Raw genomic sequence first — 16,911 nt, 5'->3', positions numbered from 1 at the left:
TATCCTTTTGTTTTAATTACCTATGCCCCTGACTGACTCAATACCTGCTCTACTTGTCTTAGCCGATGGAACTACTTATCGCGGTTGGTCTTTTGGTGCAACGGGAACCAAAATCGGGGAAGTGGTATTCAATACCGGCATGACTGGATATCAAGAAGTCCTGACTGACCCTAGTTATTGCGGTCAAATTGTCATTTTTACCTATCCTGAATTAGGGAATACTGGGATCAATCTTGAAGACGAAGAATCGGCTCGCCCACAAGTGCAAGGTGCGATCGCGCGTAATATTTGTCATCGTCCCAGTAACTGGCGCTCAACACAATCCCTGCCTGACTACCTGAATCAGCACCAAATCCCAGGTATTTACGGCATTGACACCCGCGCTCTTACACGCAAAATTCGCACATTAGGAGCTATGAATGGTGGTATTTCCACCTCAATTCTCGATGAAGTGGAATTGTTGGAACTTGTACAGGCAGCACCTAGCATGGCTGGTTTAAACCTGGCGCGTCAAGTCTCCACACCCACGATGTATGAATGGACAGATGCGACAATTCCAGCCTGGGAATTCAACTCAGAATCTCTAGTAAATACGGGAGAACCTTTCACAGTTGTCGCCCTGGACTTTGGTGTAAAACGGAATATTTTGCGTCGCCTAGCCAGTTACGGTTGTCGAGTCATCGTAGTGCCGATAGACACATCACCAGAGGAAATTCTCAAATACAACCCAGATGGCATCTTTCTTTCTAATGGCCCTGGTGATCCAGCAGCCGTGACTGAAGGCATTGCCACCGCCAAAGCATTGCTTGAAAGTCAGAAACCCATATTCGGCATTTGTATGGGACACCAAATTTTAGGTCATGCTTTAGGGGCAGAAACTTATAAACTCAAATTTGGTCATCGTGGTTTAAATCAGCCCGCAGGACTACAGCAGAAGATAGAAATTACCAGTCAAAACCACAGTTTTGCCATTGACCCAAATTCATTACCAGTTGGAGTTGTGGAAGTTAGCCACCTCAACCTCAATGACAGCACGGTTGCTGGGGTACGTCATAAGTCTCTGCCCATATTCTCCGTTCAGTATCACCCAGAAGCTAGTCCTGGCCCTCACGATGCTGACTACTTATTTGAGCAATTTGTCCAAGCAATGCGAACTTCTCGGTTATGAAAGTGCTGAGTGCTGAGTGGGTAGGGGCGGGTTTAAGCAGTCAGTCTGTGTTTCGTCAAAATCTTTAGTAAACCCGCCCGTACACCGAGTGCTGAGTAAGTTTCTTTCCCCCTGCTCCCTTCTCCCTGCCTAAATCGTGTCTCCACCCATCGAACTATTCCCTGTATCCCAACAGGTTGTAGACAATTCGTGCTAAAACCATCTATACTTGAGCGTTTACTTTAACCATGAGGAGGGAATTATTGCTGAACCACTAAATCTAACCGTGAGCCTGAGAGGCACTCGCGAAGTCCGGGATAACTGTCAGCTATTCCGCCTCACAGGTTTGTTAGACGCATTTTCTGAGCCGACGTTTCGCAAGGTACTTGGCAGTAAAATTGATGAGGGTCCAAAGCATATCATCCTGGATCTCTCACAAATTGACTTTGTTGATAGTTCTGGCTTGGGCGCTCTGGTGCAGCTAGCTAAACAAGCTCAAACTGCCAGTGGAACCTTACAAATTGTCACAAATGCCCGCGTAACTCAAACGGTCAAGCTTGTTCGCTTAGAAAAGTTTCTAGCCCTGCAAACTTCAGTTGATGCGGCTTTAGAAAACATCAAGTAGTCTTGATAGCTTTATCTAAAGAGATACACTCATCTGAGCGAAATTATATCTGGGTAGCTTAATTTTTAGAACTGCTGACAAAAAACCTCTCTCCTGGCGAGAGAGGTTTAAAATTTAGGTGAGATTTAAAATTAAATGCTGATGAACGAAAAAAAATCTAAAATACTTGCTGCGCTGTGTATGCGCCGCTAAAGGCAATCTCAAATCTAAAATTAGCACGGTCAAGTTATTCAACTAGCTCGATTATATGATACAATCGGTTGCTCCTCAAAATAAACTAGCAATAAAAAAGGTTAAAATTAATAAATAATAATATTTGACAGTTTCCATAGTGCAACACAAAAGTAGACTGAGTTGAGGAATCCCAAGGCGGTAAAGGTGACAGCGATTTTAATCGCTAGTGTCGCTTATCTCTCAGCAAGCTTCGTGACTAATTTTCCCGCATACCGTGTATTCTTATGAATTTGTGACATCACAGGAAAAAGAGCGATTAGATGGACAAGATGAAACGCTGATAACGGATTCGCCTTGGCATCAAGCATTATTGGCAACCACAGGGACATTACCTACACAGATTTCTCCGTCACAAATACAACAACTATCGCCTTTAGCTTTAGCCTATATAGGTGACGCAATTTATGAATTGTATGTTAGGATGTTCTATCTGTTGCCTATGCAGCAGACAAAAGTCTACCACTGTTTGGTAGTAGCACAGGTAAGAGCCGAAACACAAGCGCTTCATTTGCGATCGCTTACTCCTCATCTGAGTGCAGCCGAATTAGAAATTGTCCGTCGAGGCCGTAATGCCGCATCAGGACGACCTAAGCGGGTTGACCCCAAAATCTATCAACAAGCAACAAGTTTAGAAACTTTAATTGGCTACCTGTATCTCACCGATTTCCCACGCTTAACCGAATTGTTGCAAAAACTCCATCTAGAGAAATAGTACGTGGCTCAATCTCAGGATAGGAAACTCAGCCCTTTGGGTTCAGTAAATTCAAAGAATTACAACGTCCACCTAATAAACTATACCCAAAACTTATATGGCAAGTAAACCCAGGAAAGTCCAAAGTCCTAGCGAACCTAATCGTGGGCAAACTCTAAAATTGAAGGCCAAGCGGATTATTCCTAGTTCTATCCGCAGTCCTCGCGTTGGCGATAGGGATAAAAAGCCTGTCTCTAGAAGCACAAGCCCACATCGCATCGATCCCCATCCATCTCCAACAGCCTCAAAACCACCTGAAGATAGCGATTTGATTTACGGTCGCCATCCAGTTCTGAGCGCTTTAGAAGGTGAACGAGGACTAAACCGCATCTGGATTACTACTCGTCTGCGTTACGACCACCGCTTTCATCATTTACTTCTGCAAGCCAAGGAAAATGGCACAGTCATTGATGAAGTAGAACCAAGACGCTTAGACCAAATCACCGATAGAGCTAATCACCAAGGGATTGCGGCGCAAGTAGCCCCCCACGATTACATGGAGTTGCCAGATTTAATTGCACAAGCAAAATCTGTGACTGATCCCGTGATTGTGGTAGCTGATGGCATTACTGATCCCCACAACTTAGGAGCAATTATTCGCACAGCTGAAGCCATAGGCGCGCAGGGATTAGTGATCCCTCAAAGAAGGGCTTCGGGAATCACTTCTACCGTGATGAAGGTGGCCGCAGGTGCTTTAGAAAACTTTTCTGTATCTAGAGTAGTTAACCTTAGTCGCGCCTTAGAAGAATTGAAAGAAGCTGGCTTTTGGATTTATGGTACTGCTAGCGGTGGTAGCGAACCCCTACATACAGTTAAATTCAGTGGTCCTATTGTTTTAGTCATCGGTTCGGAAGGCGAAGGGCTGAGTATGCTCACACAACGCTCCTGCGATGTATTGGTTTCCATACCTCTTCTGGGCAAAACCCCTAGCCTCAACGCCTCTGTAGCGGCGGGTATGGCGCTTTATGAAATCTATCGCCAACGGTCATTAAACACTTTGTACCTAGATAAATTACCTAAACCTCTTTAAAAAAAGACAGTAACAGAGTATAAAGAAATGTAAAAGAAAAACAGCACCATATCCTTTCCTTTAATATTCAGTACCACATTGATAAATCGGCTATAACCATGCAAACAATTTGGAATAACCTGAAGGAATCATTAATTAACACATTCCACAACCTGGGACTAGCTTGGTGGGTGGAGATTGTGACACAAAATCCCCGTTGTACCTACTACTTCGGGCCTTTTTTGAGTTCTGCTGATGCCAAAGTGGCTCTCAAAGGCTATGTCGAAGATTTGGAGGTCGAAGGGGCGCAAGGAATAGTTGTGAATGTCAAGCGCTGTAAACCAGGTACTTTAACAATTTCCGAAGACTTGGGGGAAAGGTTTGACCGCAAAGTAAAGCCTGCCTTTAGCGGTCAGATATAATCCAAATTCAAAGGGCTTCCATAGTTCTCAGGCCGCGCTTGGGAACTATGGTAGAAACTTGCTTACACGAAAGTAGATTGATTCAGTTAATGACAATACTGAAACATAAAGGTTTCGGTAACAAGGGATAAATGTTGATTTAAATGTGATAGTGCTGATTGGGCGATCGCTTTTGGGACACCACCATAATATGCTTGAGCAATACCACCCGTAATGCAAGCAATGGTATCGCTGTCACCACCAATGGAGACGGCATTTCGCAGAGCATCTTCAAAATTCTGAGACTCTAAAAAAGCGATGATTGCTTGGGGGACAGAACCCTCAGAGGTAGGATCATATTGGTAAGTCTGTCGAATTTGCTCAAGAGTGCGTTCTAAGTTGTATTCAAAGGTATTTTGAATATAATAATGAATCTTGGCTTTATCATGACCTGTACGCCCTAGAAAGATAGCTGCTGCTGTGGCTTGAGCGCCCTTAATGCCTTCAGGATGGTTGTGGGTAATTTCTGCACTACGCTGGGCTTCTTTGAGGACAGTATCTAAGTCATTAAAGGCAAACCCAATGGGGCTAACGCGCATAGCCGCGCCATTGCTCAGACTATAGTATGGTTCGCGCCGATTAGAGTTTGCCCACTCTCGAAATTTTCGTCCATAACCAGCATAGGGATAGTGGCGATAATACAGCTTTAATTGGTCGATATATTGACTACTAACTGGGAAACCGCCAGCATTGAGAATCGCATCTGCTATTGCTACAGTTAAAACTGTATCGTCAGTGAAGCGGCTTTGTCTATTAAAAAGCGGGAAATCCTTGGTTTTAAAATTTTTGCCCTCATATACAGAACCAATAATATCTCCTGCGATCGCTCCCAGCATACTTAACTCTTATCTTTGTAAGATTTTAAATCTGTTCTTTCGGTGTATGACCGTGTTGCAATTAGGCACAGCCTTAAACAATAATTTACTTTTGTTTATTCTTTAGTAATTTTTCTCGGCACAGTAATGGAAAGCATTTTTGGGCATCACAGGTTCAAAAGCTGAGATGGCATTATACCACAAAAACTTTAGCCTATTGCAGAGATATATCCCAGATGAATATTCAAGTTTGGTGGTTCTATAGCAAAGTGCTGTAAAGCCCTGCAGGCATGGCTGCGCTTAAAGCGGTAGCGGGGCGTTTAGCTCGTGCTGAGTAGAAACCAAGTAGGGGCGGGTTTATTAAAATTATTATTAGTAATTAAGCATATCTGTCATAGCTTGCGTGGCGTAGCCATACCCGCCCCTACATCAAGGCTTTCAGCAATCAACAACGTCCTAACCTCCTTGGCGGTTGCTATAATAGCGAAATTTTAGCAAATGACCAATTTAGTTATGTCTATGAGTTACAGGATTTGTGTCTTTTGGTATATGACTTCGTATGGTGAGAATTTAAAATAGACTTATGGCAAAAATCCTAATTATTATTTTTCACCACAGATAAACATAAATGTAGACGCATTCTTCAACACCGAATGCTTTCCCACTGGGAATACAGATTAGTTTATGTGTGGTTTTTTCGGTCTTATTATTGAAAATTTAACTAAGCATGAATTAGTAATTATTTTGATTTTTGCCTGAAGTTAGAGGAAAATCCAATGGCTACAACACTTTTAGAGGCTAACTCTATCAAATCTTTGTTAGGTAAAGAAGCGGAAAACTTACTCACCTATAAAGCAAAAGTTTCTCAAGATTTACTACATTTACCAGGGGCAGATTTTATAGAGCGAGTTTGGATAAATAGCGATCGCCATCCACAAGTTTTGCGTAATCTCCAGCAACTTTACTCTCATGGTCGGCTGGCAAATACTGGCTATTTGTCTATCTTACCAGTAGACCAAGGAATCGAACACTCTGCGGGTGCATCTTTTGCGCCTAATCCGATTTATTTTGATCCCGAAAATATTATCAGATTGGCGATCGCAGGGGGCTGTAATGCTGTTGCTACCACTTTAGGTGTATTAGGTAGCGTTTCGCGTAAATATGCCCATAAAATCCCGTTCATCGCCAAAATTAATCATAACGAACTGCTAACTTTTCCCAATCAATATGACCAGATATTGTTTGCTGATGTGGAACAAGCTTGGAATTTGGGTGCAGTGGCGGTAGGCGCGACAATTTATTTTGGTTCCGAACAATCTGCTAGGCAAATTCAGGAAGTTAGCCAGGCTTTTAAATACGCCCATGAACTGGGTATGGTGACAATTCTTTGGTGCTATCTGCGTAACAGCGCTTTCAAACAAGACCAAGATTATCACGTTGCTGCTGACCTCACCGGACAAGCAAATCATTTGGGTGTCACCATTGAAGCCGACATCATTAAACAAAAGTTACCTGAATGTAATCATGGTTATAGTGCAGTAGCTAAGGCGACTAATCAGAGTTACGGCAAAACTAATGAACGAGTTTACACTGAATTGACCAGTGATCACCCGATTGATTTGACTCGTTATCAGGTGCTTAATTGCTACTGTGGACGTGCGGGGCTAATTAATTCCGGTGGTGCATCTGGTAAAGATGACTTTGCCGAAGGTGTGCGGACAGCAGTGATTAATAAACGGGCTGGGGGAACAGGTTTAATTTCTGGGCGGAAAACCTTTCAGCGTCCCTTTGAGGAAGGTGTGAAGCTGTTTCATGCAATTCAGGATGTTTACTTGTCTCCAGATGTGACTATAGCTTAGGAAGTGTGGGGAATGTTTTAATGTGGATTTTAACGTTCGCGTAGCGTGCGCGCAGCGCATACCACAGAGGCGCAGAGGACACAGAGAGAAAAGAAAGAGGAGGAAAAAATTGGTTAACTGAACTGTATTGTGCTAAAGGTGACTAATAACTAATGATGATACTTTTTATATACACGCAACTAGCCTAGAGGAAGACGTTAGAGCAATGAAGAATCTCCTAATATTCAAGCATTTATGAAAAAGTTAGGAGATGACTTTTACCATGTTGAATATCCCCCAAATATTTAATAAATTGCATCGTCAATTAACCATAGTCTTACTGGCTGGTTTAATTTGGCTTGTCAGCTTACCTACTGCTCCAGTACAAGCTGCTGGCTATTATCAAGAACAAGACCACGGTATAGCAGTATCTAAGCCTTATTATGGCACTAGAGAGCGTAAAATTGTCGTGCAAACAGAAGCGATTAAGCCTTACTACTCTACCAAAGAAAGAAAAAGAGAAAAAGTCATCATCAAGACACCTGCGGCAGTCGATCATACGATTGAAAGTGGTAAGCGGGGGCAAGAGGTAATTCCGAAAGATTGATGATAAATTGGCACTCGGCAAAAAACATCTAAGGATGTTGAAACGAGCGAGTGAATAATTAGGTGAAAATTGCTTAAGGTGGAAAAAATCAGAGGCGTGGTTTTTCACGTCTCTACAAATAATTTGAAAGACTTATAGCGGTTATCAGTTAAGTGAAATATGAGAACCCCACCCCCAACCCCCTCCCCCATTCGCCCTTGGCGTTTCCTTTGGAAAAGTTCACCCGGAGGGAAACCCTCCTTGTGACTTCTCTCCGCCGCGAGGAGGGGGCTATGATGTACTTTATTGAAGTGCGTACCTCTATAATCAAGATTTACTCAAAAGCCGAATAGTGTAAACTACTGAAGACTATTGTTAAAAATGTGCTATAGTGTTGGATAGCAATAAATCTAACAAGTGCCTAATTTTTGCGTAATGAATAAATTACGCAGATTTAGGAATAATTCAGTGGTTTTCTCATTATGGAAACAAAAAGCCCCGCCAAAAGTTGGTGGAAATACATTCTGTTGTTTACAGTGCTTTTGGCATCTGGCCCGACTACCCATTTCATTAATCAGGCATTACGAGGTTATCCACTAGATATTAACTACTTGTGGTCTGAACTCTCGCCTTATGGGGTTTTGGGAGCGGGTCTTTACAATGGTAATGGTGGGGCTGACTGGAAAATAGGCAAGCCAATTGCAACAATTTGGAATGCAGAAAATTTGCGATCGCTACCAGAGTTCAGAAGTTTTGCATTAGAATTGGCAAATCGCGATCGCACTCTGAATAATTTGTCCCCTTTGCAAGCAGATTCTGGACTCTCCCTCGCCGCACAACTCCATGCACAGGATATGTTTGATCGCCAATACTTCAATCATATTTCACCTGACGGCAAAAATCCGCGCGATCGTTATCTTGCAGTCAGTAGTAACCCATTTGAGGGAGTTGGTGAAAATATTGTTCAGGGTCAGACCAAAGGTTTGGGATTAACTTACAGAGAAGCAGAAAAGTTTCAACGTGGTTGGATGTACAGTAATGGACACCGTGCTAATATCCTCACCGAAGAATATACCAAATTTGGTTATGGAGTGGTAACTGGGGCGAATGGTAGGATTTATGCTGTACAAATGTTTGCCTTCTAGACTCGCTCATGAATAAAAAAAGGCAAATCTCGGTAGGGATTGTGAGATATCCTTATATAAGTGAGAGATTTGCCAAATAAATTAAGCATGAAGCTGGCAGCACGAGTAAGTAAGGTGTCCCCTTCTTTAACCTTAGCGATCGCAGCTAAAGCTAAGGCCATGAAGGCTGAGGGAATAGACGTTTGTAGTTTCAGCGCTGGAGAACCGGATTTTGACACTCCAGCCCACATCAAAGCCGCAGCAGCGAAAGCTTTGGAATCAGGTAAAACCAAGTATGGCCCAGCAGCAGGAGAACCAAAGTTACGGGAAGCGATCGCCCATAAGCTGAAAACTGAGAATGGCCTAAATTATCAATCCGAGAATGTGATTGTCACCAATGGCGGTAAACATTCTCTCTTTAACTTGATGTTAGCCTTGATTGATCCGGGTGATGAGGTAATTATCCCGGCTCCCTATTGGCTAAGTTACCCGGAAATGGTAACTTTAGTTGGTGGGAAGCCAGTAATTGTCACCTCAGATGCTGTGACGGATTATAAAATTACTCCGTCACAACTACGTCAAGCAATTACACCCAAAACAAAGTTATTTATTCTCAACTCCCCATCTAATCCCACTGGGATGGTGTACACGCCAGATGAAATTAAAGCACTGGCGCAGGTAGTAGTAGATGCAGATATCTTTGTCGTTTCTGATGAGATTTACGAAAGGATTCTCTACGACGGTGCAGAACATATCAGCATTGGTTCTCTGGGTAAAGAAATTTTTGACCGCACCTTAATCAGTAACGGGTTTGCGAAAGCTTACTCAATGACTGGTTGGCGACTGGGTTATTTAGCTGGGCCAGTGGAGATTATTAAAGCGGCTAGCACTATTCAAGGACATAGTACATCGAATGTGTGTACCTTTGCTCAATATGGTGCGATCGCGGCTTTAGAAAGTTCTCAAGACTGTGTAGAAACAATGCGTCAAGCTTTCGCTAAACGGCGACAAGTCATGTTAGACAGACTCAACGCCATTCCGGGGCTGAGTTGTGCTAAACCAAACGGCGCATTTTATCTGTTTCCTGATATTAGCAAAACAGGTCTGAAGTCCCTGGAATTTTGTAACGCCCTCTTGGAAGCACAGCAAGTAGCAGTGATTCCGGGAATTGCCTTTGGTGCTGATCAAAACATTCGTTTGTCTTACGCCACTGATATGGCGACTATTGACAAAGGGATGGATAGGTTGGAGAAATTTGTGAGTTCGCTTGTTTAGGAATGCGGATTTCATCAAGTACCAGGCGACTAGAAGTCAAGGCTACACAGGCGAAATCAGCCTACGCGGGTTGAAAACTTCGATTTTTTCTTAGTCCGCGCAGGCGGACTTCCCTCCGGGAAGACGCTCCGCGTCATGTTTGTATAGCCGCGTTCGCCCTTGGCGTTGCGAAGCAATATTCTAATCGCCTGGACTTTAACTACATTTGTTCTGTTACAAGTCTCACTTGTTCGGGGGTTAAACCCAATAACTGAGAAACTTCCTCTATTGTTAGACCACGCGCCAACATTCGGGGTACAAGTTCGAGCTTAAGTCCTTCTCTGCCTTCTTCTCTCCCTTCAGCTTTAGCTTCTTGATAAACTCTAGTTTCTTCTAAATTGACTCCTAACATCGCCTCTACCTCTTCACGGCTTAAATTGGCAAACTTATAAACAGCGATTGTTGTAATTACATCTATTATGTCATCTTTAGGCAAAAAACTTTGTTCTTCTTCTTGCACCCGTTCGATTAAGCGTTTCGCCTGTTGCACCATTTGATTCTCTGACGCAATGGTTAATTGCATCAAACTAATACCCACAGGTTGCTGATCAAAATTCCCTAACTCATCTAAATAAATCCGTTGTACTTGTGAACTATCCAATAGTGACCTGTGAATAGTTTTATTTTCTGGTTCTAAACTGCGAGACTGGAAAATAACTACACCGTACCAATCATCATAAACAGATGGGTTTCGATACAGGTATAGCAGGGATTCTGAAAAAAACCGATGGTACAATAACTCGTCTTTTTGAAACTGCACTTCGGCAAAAAAGATAATTTGGGGTGTTGCATCAGGTGGTGGTAAAAATACCCCATCAATCCGAAATGTTGGTTCTTTGACTTCAACTGATTCAAAGCGATAATTTCTAGCTGCTGTTGGTGGCTGTTCTATTAATTCAAATAGCAAGCCAGGGGAACGTTGAAAAAGTTTATAAAAAATGGCATCACGTCTCACAAAGTAATCCTCTTCAGGTGTGGACTAACTAGCAATACCTTAGCCCAATTGAAAAAAGCCTTAATTCGTAGGTTGGGTTGTTCGCGGTAGCGTTGCGGAGCAATCAGCATGAAACCCAACAAATGCGTTGGGTTGCGCTGTCGCTTAACCCAACCTACAAAAAATGGCTAAGGTATTGAACTAGAGTTGATAATAGTTCGTATAAAAATACATATCACAAAACTTCCCCGAAATTCCCTGTAAATATTCAGTATTCAGGATTTCAGCAATCCCATATCATGTAAACCTTGGCGGAGTCTGTTCGCTTCTGCGGGGTTCTGTTGTTCATAAAGCAGGATAGCATTTTGAAAGGCTGTTAAACTTGCTTGAACATTGCCAACTTTTAGCTGTACTACCCCTAAATTCTGATAAGCTGGGGCATAGTTGGGATTACATCGAATGGCTTTTTGATAACAGGCGATCGCATCGGTAAATAAACCCAAAGTTTTGAATATCATTCCCAAATTATAGTGTCCCATGACAAAATTTGGGTCAATTTTTAAAGTTGTTTCGTAAGCCATTTTTGCCCCATTAATATCACCAGATGCCTTGAGTAAGTTGCCCAAATTATTGTATGCTCCTAATTTAAGCATGGGATAAATTGGCAGCTTTATAGCAGCTTGATAATGAGAAATAGCCTCTTGAGTATCTTGTAAATGACTGTGAGCAATACCTAAATGGTAGTGTAATTCGTAAACAATTTCATAGTTTTCTGCTGCTGGCGTTATTCCCTGATCAAGAGAATTTGCCTGGTTTAATCCTCTGTACAGTAAATTCATCCCTTGGTCAATTTTGCCAATCTGCACATACAAAGCCCCTAACTTACTGCAAACATAAGAATCATCAGGATGGGTAGCCAGAAATGCTTCCATTGTAGTTTGAGCTTTGGCATATTTATTATTTTGCGCGATCGCAGTTTTCTGATATCCTTTATGCAGGATAGCCACCCCTTGCAAATAACCGATTTGCCAATGAGGTTCTTGAGTCAAAATTGCCGCTACACTGTCATCCACTAAAGCATGGTAAGGGCGTTGAAAGTGAATCTGGGGATGGTTGCGAAACAGTCGGGATACCAGAGAGTAAGGAGATTGTTCTGCGCCAACTTCTTGACGCACTAGATTAATCAGCAGATGTTCTTCACTTTCCATTGCCGACATCATTTGTGGCACAATACTTGGGGTGAGCGTTTCGTCAGCATCTAACACCAAAATCCAATCACCAGTTACATATTGTAGCGCTGCATTGCGGGCAGCACTGAAGTCATTACACCATTGAAAGTGATAGACTTTTGCACCGAATTCTTGGGCAATATGAGGAGTGCGATCGCTTGAACCGGTATCTAGTATGATCATCTCATCTACCACACCTTGAACACTATTCAAACATTTAGGCAGTGTGGCTGCTTCATTTTTGACAATCATGCAGAGACTTAGTTTCATATTGCCGAAAAACTATGATTTCAAATGAATGGGCTAATTTAACCGAATTTACATCATTTTTCATGTATTTGAACCACATCTATCGTCAAGGCGTAAGGCCTTGCGCCGCTACCGCGTGGTCTATTTACCTGAAAATACCTGTAATTATGTGCCAATGTCGGCATTAGGTCATCATTAATAAATTTATCACTTTTAGATCAGGTTCACTGGTCATGAAGATAAACAGATTAACTTGTTTCTAGAATTTCAAATCCAGAAAATATTATGCCTTTACTGTACTAATCCTTCGATAGCAATCCATTCATAACAGGAATATTATTAAATTAATCGGAATCAAATTTTTATTAATTTCCACTACCAGTAAAATGTTATATTTGATATATAAATCATTTTTAAAGAAAATTCCCGACCTGTTAAAAAATCGAGAATCCTGACTGTAAATTTAAAAACCTAAATCAAATTGCTATCATTGTGGTTTTTTTATACATAATTCTGGCTTAATTGAAATGCTGGCGCAAAATCTCCAATAGATATACTTAAAATCGTATAATCTTCAAGTATATCTATTGTTTCGTCGCTACCATCAAGCACCTAAAGCAACTTATCAACAGCACCACTGAATTGTTCATAAGGGGAAACTCCTACAATGGTTTCTGCTAACTCACCATCTTTGAAGATTAAAACTGCTGGAATGCTACGCAGACCAAATCTTTTGAAAACTGGCTTATTATTGTCAACATCTACCTTCACCACAGAAGCGCGACCTTCGTATTCTACAGCTAGTTGTTCCATCAACGGGCTAACCAGACGACAGGGACCGCACCAAGTAGCTGTGAAATCAACAACAACAACTTTTTCGTTACTTAAAAGAGCATCAAATTCACTTTCTTCAACATAAGCAACTGTGTCAGTGGACATTAATTTAGTTCTCCAATCTCAAACTTTAGTAAAAAGCTAACTGTAAAAACTATACTCCCTTCTGGGCATTGGCAAACTATCATCTACTTCTAGTTGAGCAACTTCTCACCAAAAAGCTATGATTATTTTTGTCAATATTTTGATATATGGAACAAAATCAAAACATCATCAGTTACTCACGGGTCATACATCTTAGCCATATAATTGACAGAGATATTCCCCAATGGCCTGGTGATCCTTTAGTAGAATTTGCCACTGTCGCTAATATCTCACAGGATGGTTATTACCTCCGGCGTTTCAGCTTAGGAGAACATAGTGCAACTCATATCAACGCACCGAACAGTTTTCACGTTCATGGAGTGGGAATTGACCAATACTCGGCTGAGTCGCTGGTTTTACCTGGGGTAGTTATCGATATCTGCGAAGCAGCAGCCTTCAATGCTGATTACGTCTTGACTCTTGCCGATGTCTTCGCTTGGGAGCAAAAAAATGGTAAAATCCCTGTTGGTAGTTTAGTAATGCTGCATACTGGCTGGCAAGATAAATGGTTAGATAAAACTGCCTTTTTTAACCCAGATGCAGAAGGAATTATGCACTTTCCCGGATTTGGCTATGATGCAACTCAGTTTCTTGTGGAAGAACGGCAAATTTCTGGTTTAGGCATTGATACGCATGGGGTAGACTCTGGAGAAAATACCAATTTTAGTATTAACCGTCTAGTATTGGCACAGCAAGGGATTATTTTGGAAAATCTCACGAATTTACAGCAGCTACCAGCAAAGGGTATGACTGTAATCATTGGTGTTTTGAGGTTACGGGATGGTTCGGGTTGTCCTGCGGGGGTATTGGCTTTAGTACCGTGATTATCTCACCCTATCCTTTCATTAATAGTCATTATCAGCCACACAAATTCCTTTACATTTTAGACCGTTTGTAGCGGTGCGCTGGCAATGAGGACAGAGAACTTTTTCGTCTGCTATTTCTTGATTTATTTTGATGCTAGTGCTTGTTTGTAATTTATCTTTTTCGGTTTGGGGTTCTACAGTCATAAAAATGAAGGATTTTCTGCTGTTTTCATTTTACAGTTCATTAGCAAGCGATGGTCGGTAAAGCACGAGCAAATAAAATGGAGTGTCGGGTGTGTAGGAATTGCTAATCACAGTTATGTAAACCTCAGTATTATACAATACTTATTTCAGGGATAACACTTATGCTACCCTGAATTGATAATTGGGAATAGGAAATTAATCGCTAAAATAAAGAAACTACACCAACATTAATAAATAAACTTGAATATTTCACGAGTAATCACTATAAGTGTTTATTTGTGGTTTTTTGGAAATCTATGCGGATTTGAGCAAGAAGAATACCCAAAGACAAGGGAAGGTTTAATATGACAATTACCTTAGACCATACTATAATCCCAGCACACGATAAAGAAAAATCGGCACGTTTTTTTGCAGAAATTTTGGGACTAAAACTTGATACTCCGGTGGGTCATTTTGCGGCTGTGCGTGTCAATGACAAGTTAACCTTCGATTTTGCTGACAGAGAAAATTTTGACTCTCATCATTATGCTTTTCATGTTAGTGATGAGGAATTTGATGCCATCTTTACACGCATCAAAGAAATGGGACTTGAATATAGTAGCGACCCCATGCATGAAAAGAAAGGTGAAATTAACCATAGAATGGGAGGTCGTGGTTTCTATTTCTATGATCTGGATGGTCATAATTTGGAACTGTTGACTCGTACTTAACTATTGTCAAAGTTCATAAAATTGCAGAAGTAGCCTAGATGAATTAACCTAGGCTACTTCTACTACACCCCTTGCACAATTAAAAGATACCACTGACAAAAAATGTATGTCTGCCAAATTGCCAAATAAGCGTATTTTACTGAGTCAGCCTTTAGGTGAAATAGTTGGTTTATGAGCAATAACTTCATTTAAAGCCGTAATTTTCAGTTGATTCACTGATTTTTGGGGGAATGGTTGGCAATGCTACTAGATATCTATCTACAGAGTGTTGTATAGTTTTATCGGTTCTTGTATTGCCCAGACCAAGAATACTTTTAAAAATCGAGAAATTTGGCGGCTGTCCTATGTTAAGTCCTGTAGTTACACTCAGCATCTTTCAAAAACAACCCTCTCCTCAAACTTTTTCCACAGGTGAAGTCATTTTTAAGGAAGGACAACCAGGTGATTGTATGTTCGGAATTTTAGAAGGAGAGGTCGAAATATTAGTCAATGATAAGACTGTAGAGATAATTGAGTCTGGTGAGGTGTTTGGGACTGGTATACTTTTAGGGATACAAGCGAGAACTTATACAGCGATCGCTAAAACTGACTGCAAGCTGGCTTATTTGGATGAGTCTGGGTTTCTGTTTGCGGTTCAGGAAACGCCTGTGTTTGCTATCAAGGTAATGAAAAGTTATTCAGAACGTCTCAGTCGCTTGCAGCATAAGCTATAACTCTAGTTTTCCCAGCAATAAAATTTCAGAATTTAATAAATTACCTGGTGATTACTATTCGCCGGGTGTTTAAATATTTTTTATCTCACGCAAAGGCGCAAAGTCGCAAAGCAAGAACATAAAACTATAGTAATATATTAAATTAGCAGTGTTTTGATCGGTGTAAATTATCACTATGCCTAGTCCACTTGTAACGAGTTTGAAAATTTACCTTGAAGATTTTTGCTGCAAGTATATAACTTTAAAAATAAACTCGATGATATTTTAATTGATTTACGAGAAATCATAGGCTGAGATAAGCCCAAAAGCATTTAACCCAAAAATTAACTAATCATCAAATTAGAAAAGCCCTGGCGATTAGAAATCGCGGCTATACAAACGAAGTCCACCTGCGTGGACTAATAAACAAGATTTTTGAACCCGCGCAGGCGGGTTTTGTCTGTGTAGCCGCGAATTACATTCGCCGGGGATTTTATTGACAAGGGATAACAGGTTACGTATAATAGTACGTAATACTATTTTAACTTGAGATTTAAGTCAGCGTTTCTTGAAAACGCAGGTATCATGTCAATGGCAATTTTTGGCAATGCTTACTCAGATGAGTTGGTTACAGCCACTGAGTTGAATCGTCAACCTGGGCGAATTCTAGATAAAGCTTATGAACGCCCAATCACAATTACTCGCAATGATCAATCTTTTGCGCTGTTGCGTCGTGCGGATGTGGCTTGTCTTGTGAAAGGGGTAACACAAAGTAAGGTTGTTTTTGAGGTGTTATCGGTGGCGTTTCGGTTGTTGTTGGGACAAAAAATCGGTGATGAACATCCTTATGGATGGTTGAGGGTTTTTGATGCGGATGAATTGCAAGATTTTATTCAAGAAATGAGTGAGGCGTTTCGCTTAACTGATGTTTCGGATCATGCTTGGGATGTGATTGATGCAATTATTTATGAATGGCGTGAAAGTGCGATCGCGATCGCCAGTCCTGATTTAGCAGCAGCTTTTAATGATAGGACTTACGCAACTGGCACAGGCGATCGCTAAATTAAAGTACATTTGTATTATACAAGTGATGCAACTGGCACAAATAGGGAGCGGGCGTAGCCCGGTCACGCAACAATTTAAATTTGCGGTTCGTGAAAAAAAAGGGATAAGCCCTCAAGCCTATCCCCAAAAAATCAATTAAT

18 protein-coding genes are annotated in these 16,911 nt (G+C 41.3%); 13 read left to right on the top strand and 5 right to left on the bottom strand.

Going from position 1 to position 16,911, the window contains the following annotated elements; translation table 11 throughout:
- Nucleotides 1-22: 22 nt before the first annotated feature.
- From carA to ACM0OW_RS05315, 5 genes are all read left to right on the top strand, one after another.
- Nucleotides 23-1,168, top strand: coding sequence for a glutamine-hydrolyzing carbamoyl-phosphate synthase small subunit (gene carA, locus ACM0OW_RS05335; RefSeq protein WP_414549004.1), 1,146 nt, complete (start codon nt 23-25; stop codon nt 1,166-1,168).
- Nucleotides 1,169-1,376: 208 nt separating this feature from the next.
- Nucleotides 1,377-1,772, top strand: a complete 396-nt coding sequence (locus ACM0OW_RS05330; protein ID WP_414549003.1) for an STAS domain-containing protein — start codon at nt 1,377-1,379, stop codon at nt 1,770-1,772.
- 466 nt (nt 1,773-2,238) lie between these two features.
- Nucleotides 2,239-2,718, top strand: a complete 480-nt coding sequence (locus tag ACM0OW_RS05325) for a Mini-ribonuclease 3 (protein WP_414549002.1) — start codon at nt 2,239-2,241, stop codon at nt 2,716-2,718.
- A gap of 97 nt (nt 2,719-2,815) precedes the next feature.
- Nucleotides 2,816-3,787 carry a 23S rRNA (guanosine(2251)-2'-O)-methyltransferase RlmB gene (gene rlmB / locus ACM0OW_RS05320; protein ID WP_414549001.1) on the top strand — a complete coding sequence of 324 codons (972 nt, stop codon included), beginning with the start codon at nt 2,816-2,818 and terminating at the stop codon, nt 3,785-3,787.
- A gap of 98 nt (nt 3,788-3,885) precedes the next feature.
- A complete protein-coding gene (locus tag ACM0OW_RS05315; RefSeq protein ID WP_414549000.1) occupies nt 3,886-4,188 on the top strand; it encodes a DUF1816 domain-containing protein in 303 nt (100 codons plus the stop codon).
- Between the two features lie 86 nt (nt 4,189-4,274).
- On the opposite strand, the gene ACM0OW_RS05310 is transcribed toward ACM0OW_RS05315, so the two are convergent.
- Nucleotides 4,275-5,063 carry an ADP-ribosylglycohydrolase family protein gene (locus ACM0OW_RS05310; RefSeq protein ID WP_414548999.1) on the bottom strand — a complete coding sequence of 263 codons (789 nt, stop codon included), beginning with the start codon at nt 5,061-5,063 and terminating at the stop codon, nt 4,275-4,277.
- 755 nt (nt 5,064-5,818) lie between these two features.
- Here ACM0OW_RS05310 and ACM0OW_RS05305 point away from each other — a divergent pair.
- From ACM0OW_RS05305 to ACM0OW_RS05290, 4 genes are all read left to right on the top strand, one after another.
- Complete coding sequence (locus ACM0OW_RS05305; RefSeq protein WP_414548998.1) at nt 5,819-6,901, top strand: class I fructose-bisphosphate aldolase; 1,083 nt, start codon at nt 5,819-5,821, stop codon at nt 6,899-6,901.
- 250 nt (nt 6,902-7,151) lie between these two features.
- Complete coding sequence (locus ACM0OW_RS05300; protein WP_414548997.1) at nt 7,152-7,487, top strand: hypothetical protein; 336 nt, start codon at nt 7,152-7,154, stop codon at nt 7,485-7,487.
- Nucleotides 7,488-7,948: 461 nt separating this feature from the next.
- Nucleotides 7,949-8,611 carry a CAP domain-containing protein gene (locus tag ACM0OW_RS05295; RefSeq protein ID WP_414548996.1) on the top strand — a complete coding sequence of 221 codons (663 nt, stop codon included), beginning with the start codon at nt 7,949-7,951 and terminating at the stop codon, nt 8,609-8,611.
- Nucleotides 8,612-8,698: 87 nt separating this feature from the next.
- Complete coding sequence (locus ACM0OW_RS05290; protein WP_414548995.1) at nt 8,699-9,865, top strand: pyridoxal phosphate-dependent aminotransferase; 1,167 nt, start codon at nt 8,699-8,701, stop codon at nt 9,863-9,865.
- A 199-nt stretch (nt 9,866-10,064) separates the two neighbouring features.
- Here the strand turns inward: ACM0OW_RS05290 and ACM0OW_RS05285 are convergent, their stop codons facing one another.
- The 3 genes from ACM0OW_RS05285 to trxA all read right to left on the bottom strand — a co-directional run bounded on the left by ACM0OW_RS05285 (nt 10,065) and on the right by trxA (nt 13,255).
- Nucleotides 10,065-10,859, bottom strand: coding sequence for an Rpn family recombination-promoting nuclease/putative transposase (locus ACM0OW_RS05285; protein ID WP_414548994.1), 795 nt, complete (start codon nt 10,857-10,859; stop codon nt 10,065-10,067).
- Nucleotides 10,860-11,113: 254 nt separating this feature from the next.
- Nucleotides 11,114-12,337, bottom strand: a complete 1,224-nt coding sequence (locus ACM0OW_RS05280) for a glycosyltransferase (protein WP_414548993.1) — start codon at nt 12,335-12,337, stop codon at nt 11,114-11,116.
- Between the two features lie 591 nt (nt 12,338-12,928).
- Nucleotides 12,929-13,255, bottom strand: a complete 327-nt coding sequence (gene trxA / locus ACM0OW_RS05275; RefSeq protein ID WP_414548992.1) for a thioredoxin — start codon at nt 13,253-13,255, stop codon at nt 12,929-12,931.
- 146 nt (nt 13,256-13,401) lie between these two features.
- Here trxA and ACM0OW_RS05270 point away from each other — a divergent pair, with 146 nt between their 5' ends.
- Nucleotides 13,402-14,118, top strand: coding sequence for a cyclase family protein (locus tag ACM0OW_RS05270; RefSeq protein ID WP_414548991.1), 717 nt, complete (start codon nt 13,402-13,404; stop codon nt 14,116-14,118).
- A 21-nt stretch (nt 14,119-14,139) separates the two neighbouring features.
- Here the strand turns inward: ACM0OW_RS05270 and ACM0OW_RS05265 are convergent, their stop codons facing one another.
- Nucleotides 14,140-14,304: a hypothetical protein gene (locus ACM0OW_RS05265; protein WP_414548990.1), complete on the bottom strand. Its 165-nt coding sequence runs from the start codon at nt 14,302-14,304 to the stop codon at nt 14,140-14,142.
- Between the two features lie 344 nt (nt 14,305-14,648).
- Here ACM0OW_RS05265 and ACM0OW_RS05260 point away from each other — a divergent pair, with 344 nt between their 5' ends.
- The 3 genes from ACM0OW_RS05260 (at nt 14,649) to ACM0OW_RS05250 (ending at nt 16,768) form a co-directional block, all read left to right on the top strand.
- The gene (locus ACM0OW_RS05260; protein WP_414548989.1) at nt 14,649-15,014 is read left to right on the top strand and encodes a VOC family protein; all 366 of its coding nucleotides are present in this window, start codon (nt 14,649-14,651) and stop codon (nt 15,012-15,014) included.
- A 344-nt stretch (nt 15,015-15,358) separates the two neighbouring features.
- Complete coding sequence (locus ACM0OW_RS05255; protein WP_414548988.1) at nt 15,359-15,727, top strand: cyclic nucleotide-binding domain-containing protein; 369 nt, start codon at nt 15,359-15,361, stop codon at nt 15,725-15,727.
- Nucleotides 15,728-16,297: 570 nt separating this feature from the next.
- Entirely contained in the window at nt 16,298-16,768 is a 471-nt protein-coding gene (locus tag ACM0OW_RS05250; protein WP_414548987.1) for a hypothetical protein, read from the top strand.
- Nucleotides 16,769-16,911: the final 143 nt, after the last annotated feature.

Source organism: Anabaena sp. CCY 0017 (genome assembly GCF_963920885.1).
GTDB lineage: Bacteria > Cyanobacteriota > Cyanobacteriia > Cyanobacteriales > Nostocaceae > Nodularia.
This window is presented reverse-complemented; position numbering and strand designations above follow the sequence as displayed.

Bases quoted from the DNA above. Each gene is read 5' to 3' on its own strand.
- trxA (WP_414548992.1), bottom strand. From the start codon at position 13,255: ATGTCCACTGACACAGTTGCTTATGTTGAAGAAAGTGAATTTGATGCT.
- ACM0OW_RS05295 (WP_414548996.1), top strand. From the start codon at position 7,949: ATGGAAACAAAAAGCCCCGCCAAAAGTTGGTGGAAATACATTCTGTTG.
- carA (WP_414549004.1), top strand. From the start codon at position 23: ATGCCCCTGACTGACTCAATACCTGCTCTACTTGTCTTAGCCGATGGA.
- ACM0OW_RS05250 (WP_414548987.1), top strand. From the start codon at position 16,298: ATGGCAATTTTTGGCAATGCTTACTCAGATGAGTTGGTTACAGCCACT.
- ACM0OW_RS05315 (WP_414549000.1), top strand. From the start codon at position 3,886: ATGCAAACAATTTGGAATAACCTGAAGGAATCATTAATTAACACATTC.
- ACM0OW_RS05310 (WP_414548999.1), bottom strand. From the start codon at position 5,063: ATGCTGGGAGCGATCGCAGGAGATATTATTGGTTCTGTATATGAGGGC.
- ACM0OW_RS05265 (WP_414548990.1), bottom strand. From the start codon at position 14,304: ATGACTGTAGAACCCCAAACCGAAAAAGATAAATTACAAACAAGCACT.
- rlmB (WP_414549001.1), top strand. From the start codon at position 2,816: ATGGCAAGTAAACCCAGGAAAGTCCAAAGTCCTAGCGAACCTAATCGT.
- ACM0OW_RS05290 (WP_414548995.1), top strand. From the start codon at position 8,699: ATGAAGCTGGCAGCACGAGTAAGTAAGGTGTCCCCTTCTTTAACCTTA.
- ACM0OW_RS05300 (WP_414548997.1), top strand. From the start codon at position 7,152: ATGACTTTTACCATGTTGAATATCCCCCAAATATTTAATAAATTGCAT.
- ACM0OW_RS05260 (WP_414548989.1), top strand. From the start codon at position 14,649: ATGACAATTACCTTAGACCATACTATAATCCCAGCACACGATAAAGAA.
- ACM0OW_RS05255 (WP_414548988.1), top strand. From the start codon at position 15,359: ATGTTAAGTCCTGTAGTTACACTCAGCATCTTTCAAAAACAACCCTCT.
- ACM0OW_RS05270 (WP_414548991.1), top strand. From the start codon at position 13,402: ATGGAACAAAATCAAAACATCATCAGTTACTCACGGGTCATACATCTT.
- ACM0OW_RS05280 (WP_414548993.1), bottom strand. From the start codon at position 12,337: ATGAAACTAAGTCTCTGCATGATTGTCAAAAATGAAGCAGCCACACTG.
- ACM0OW_RS05305 (WP_414548998.1), top strand. From the start codon at position 5,819: ATGGCTACAACACTTTTAGAGGCTAACTCTATCAAATCTTTGTTAGGT.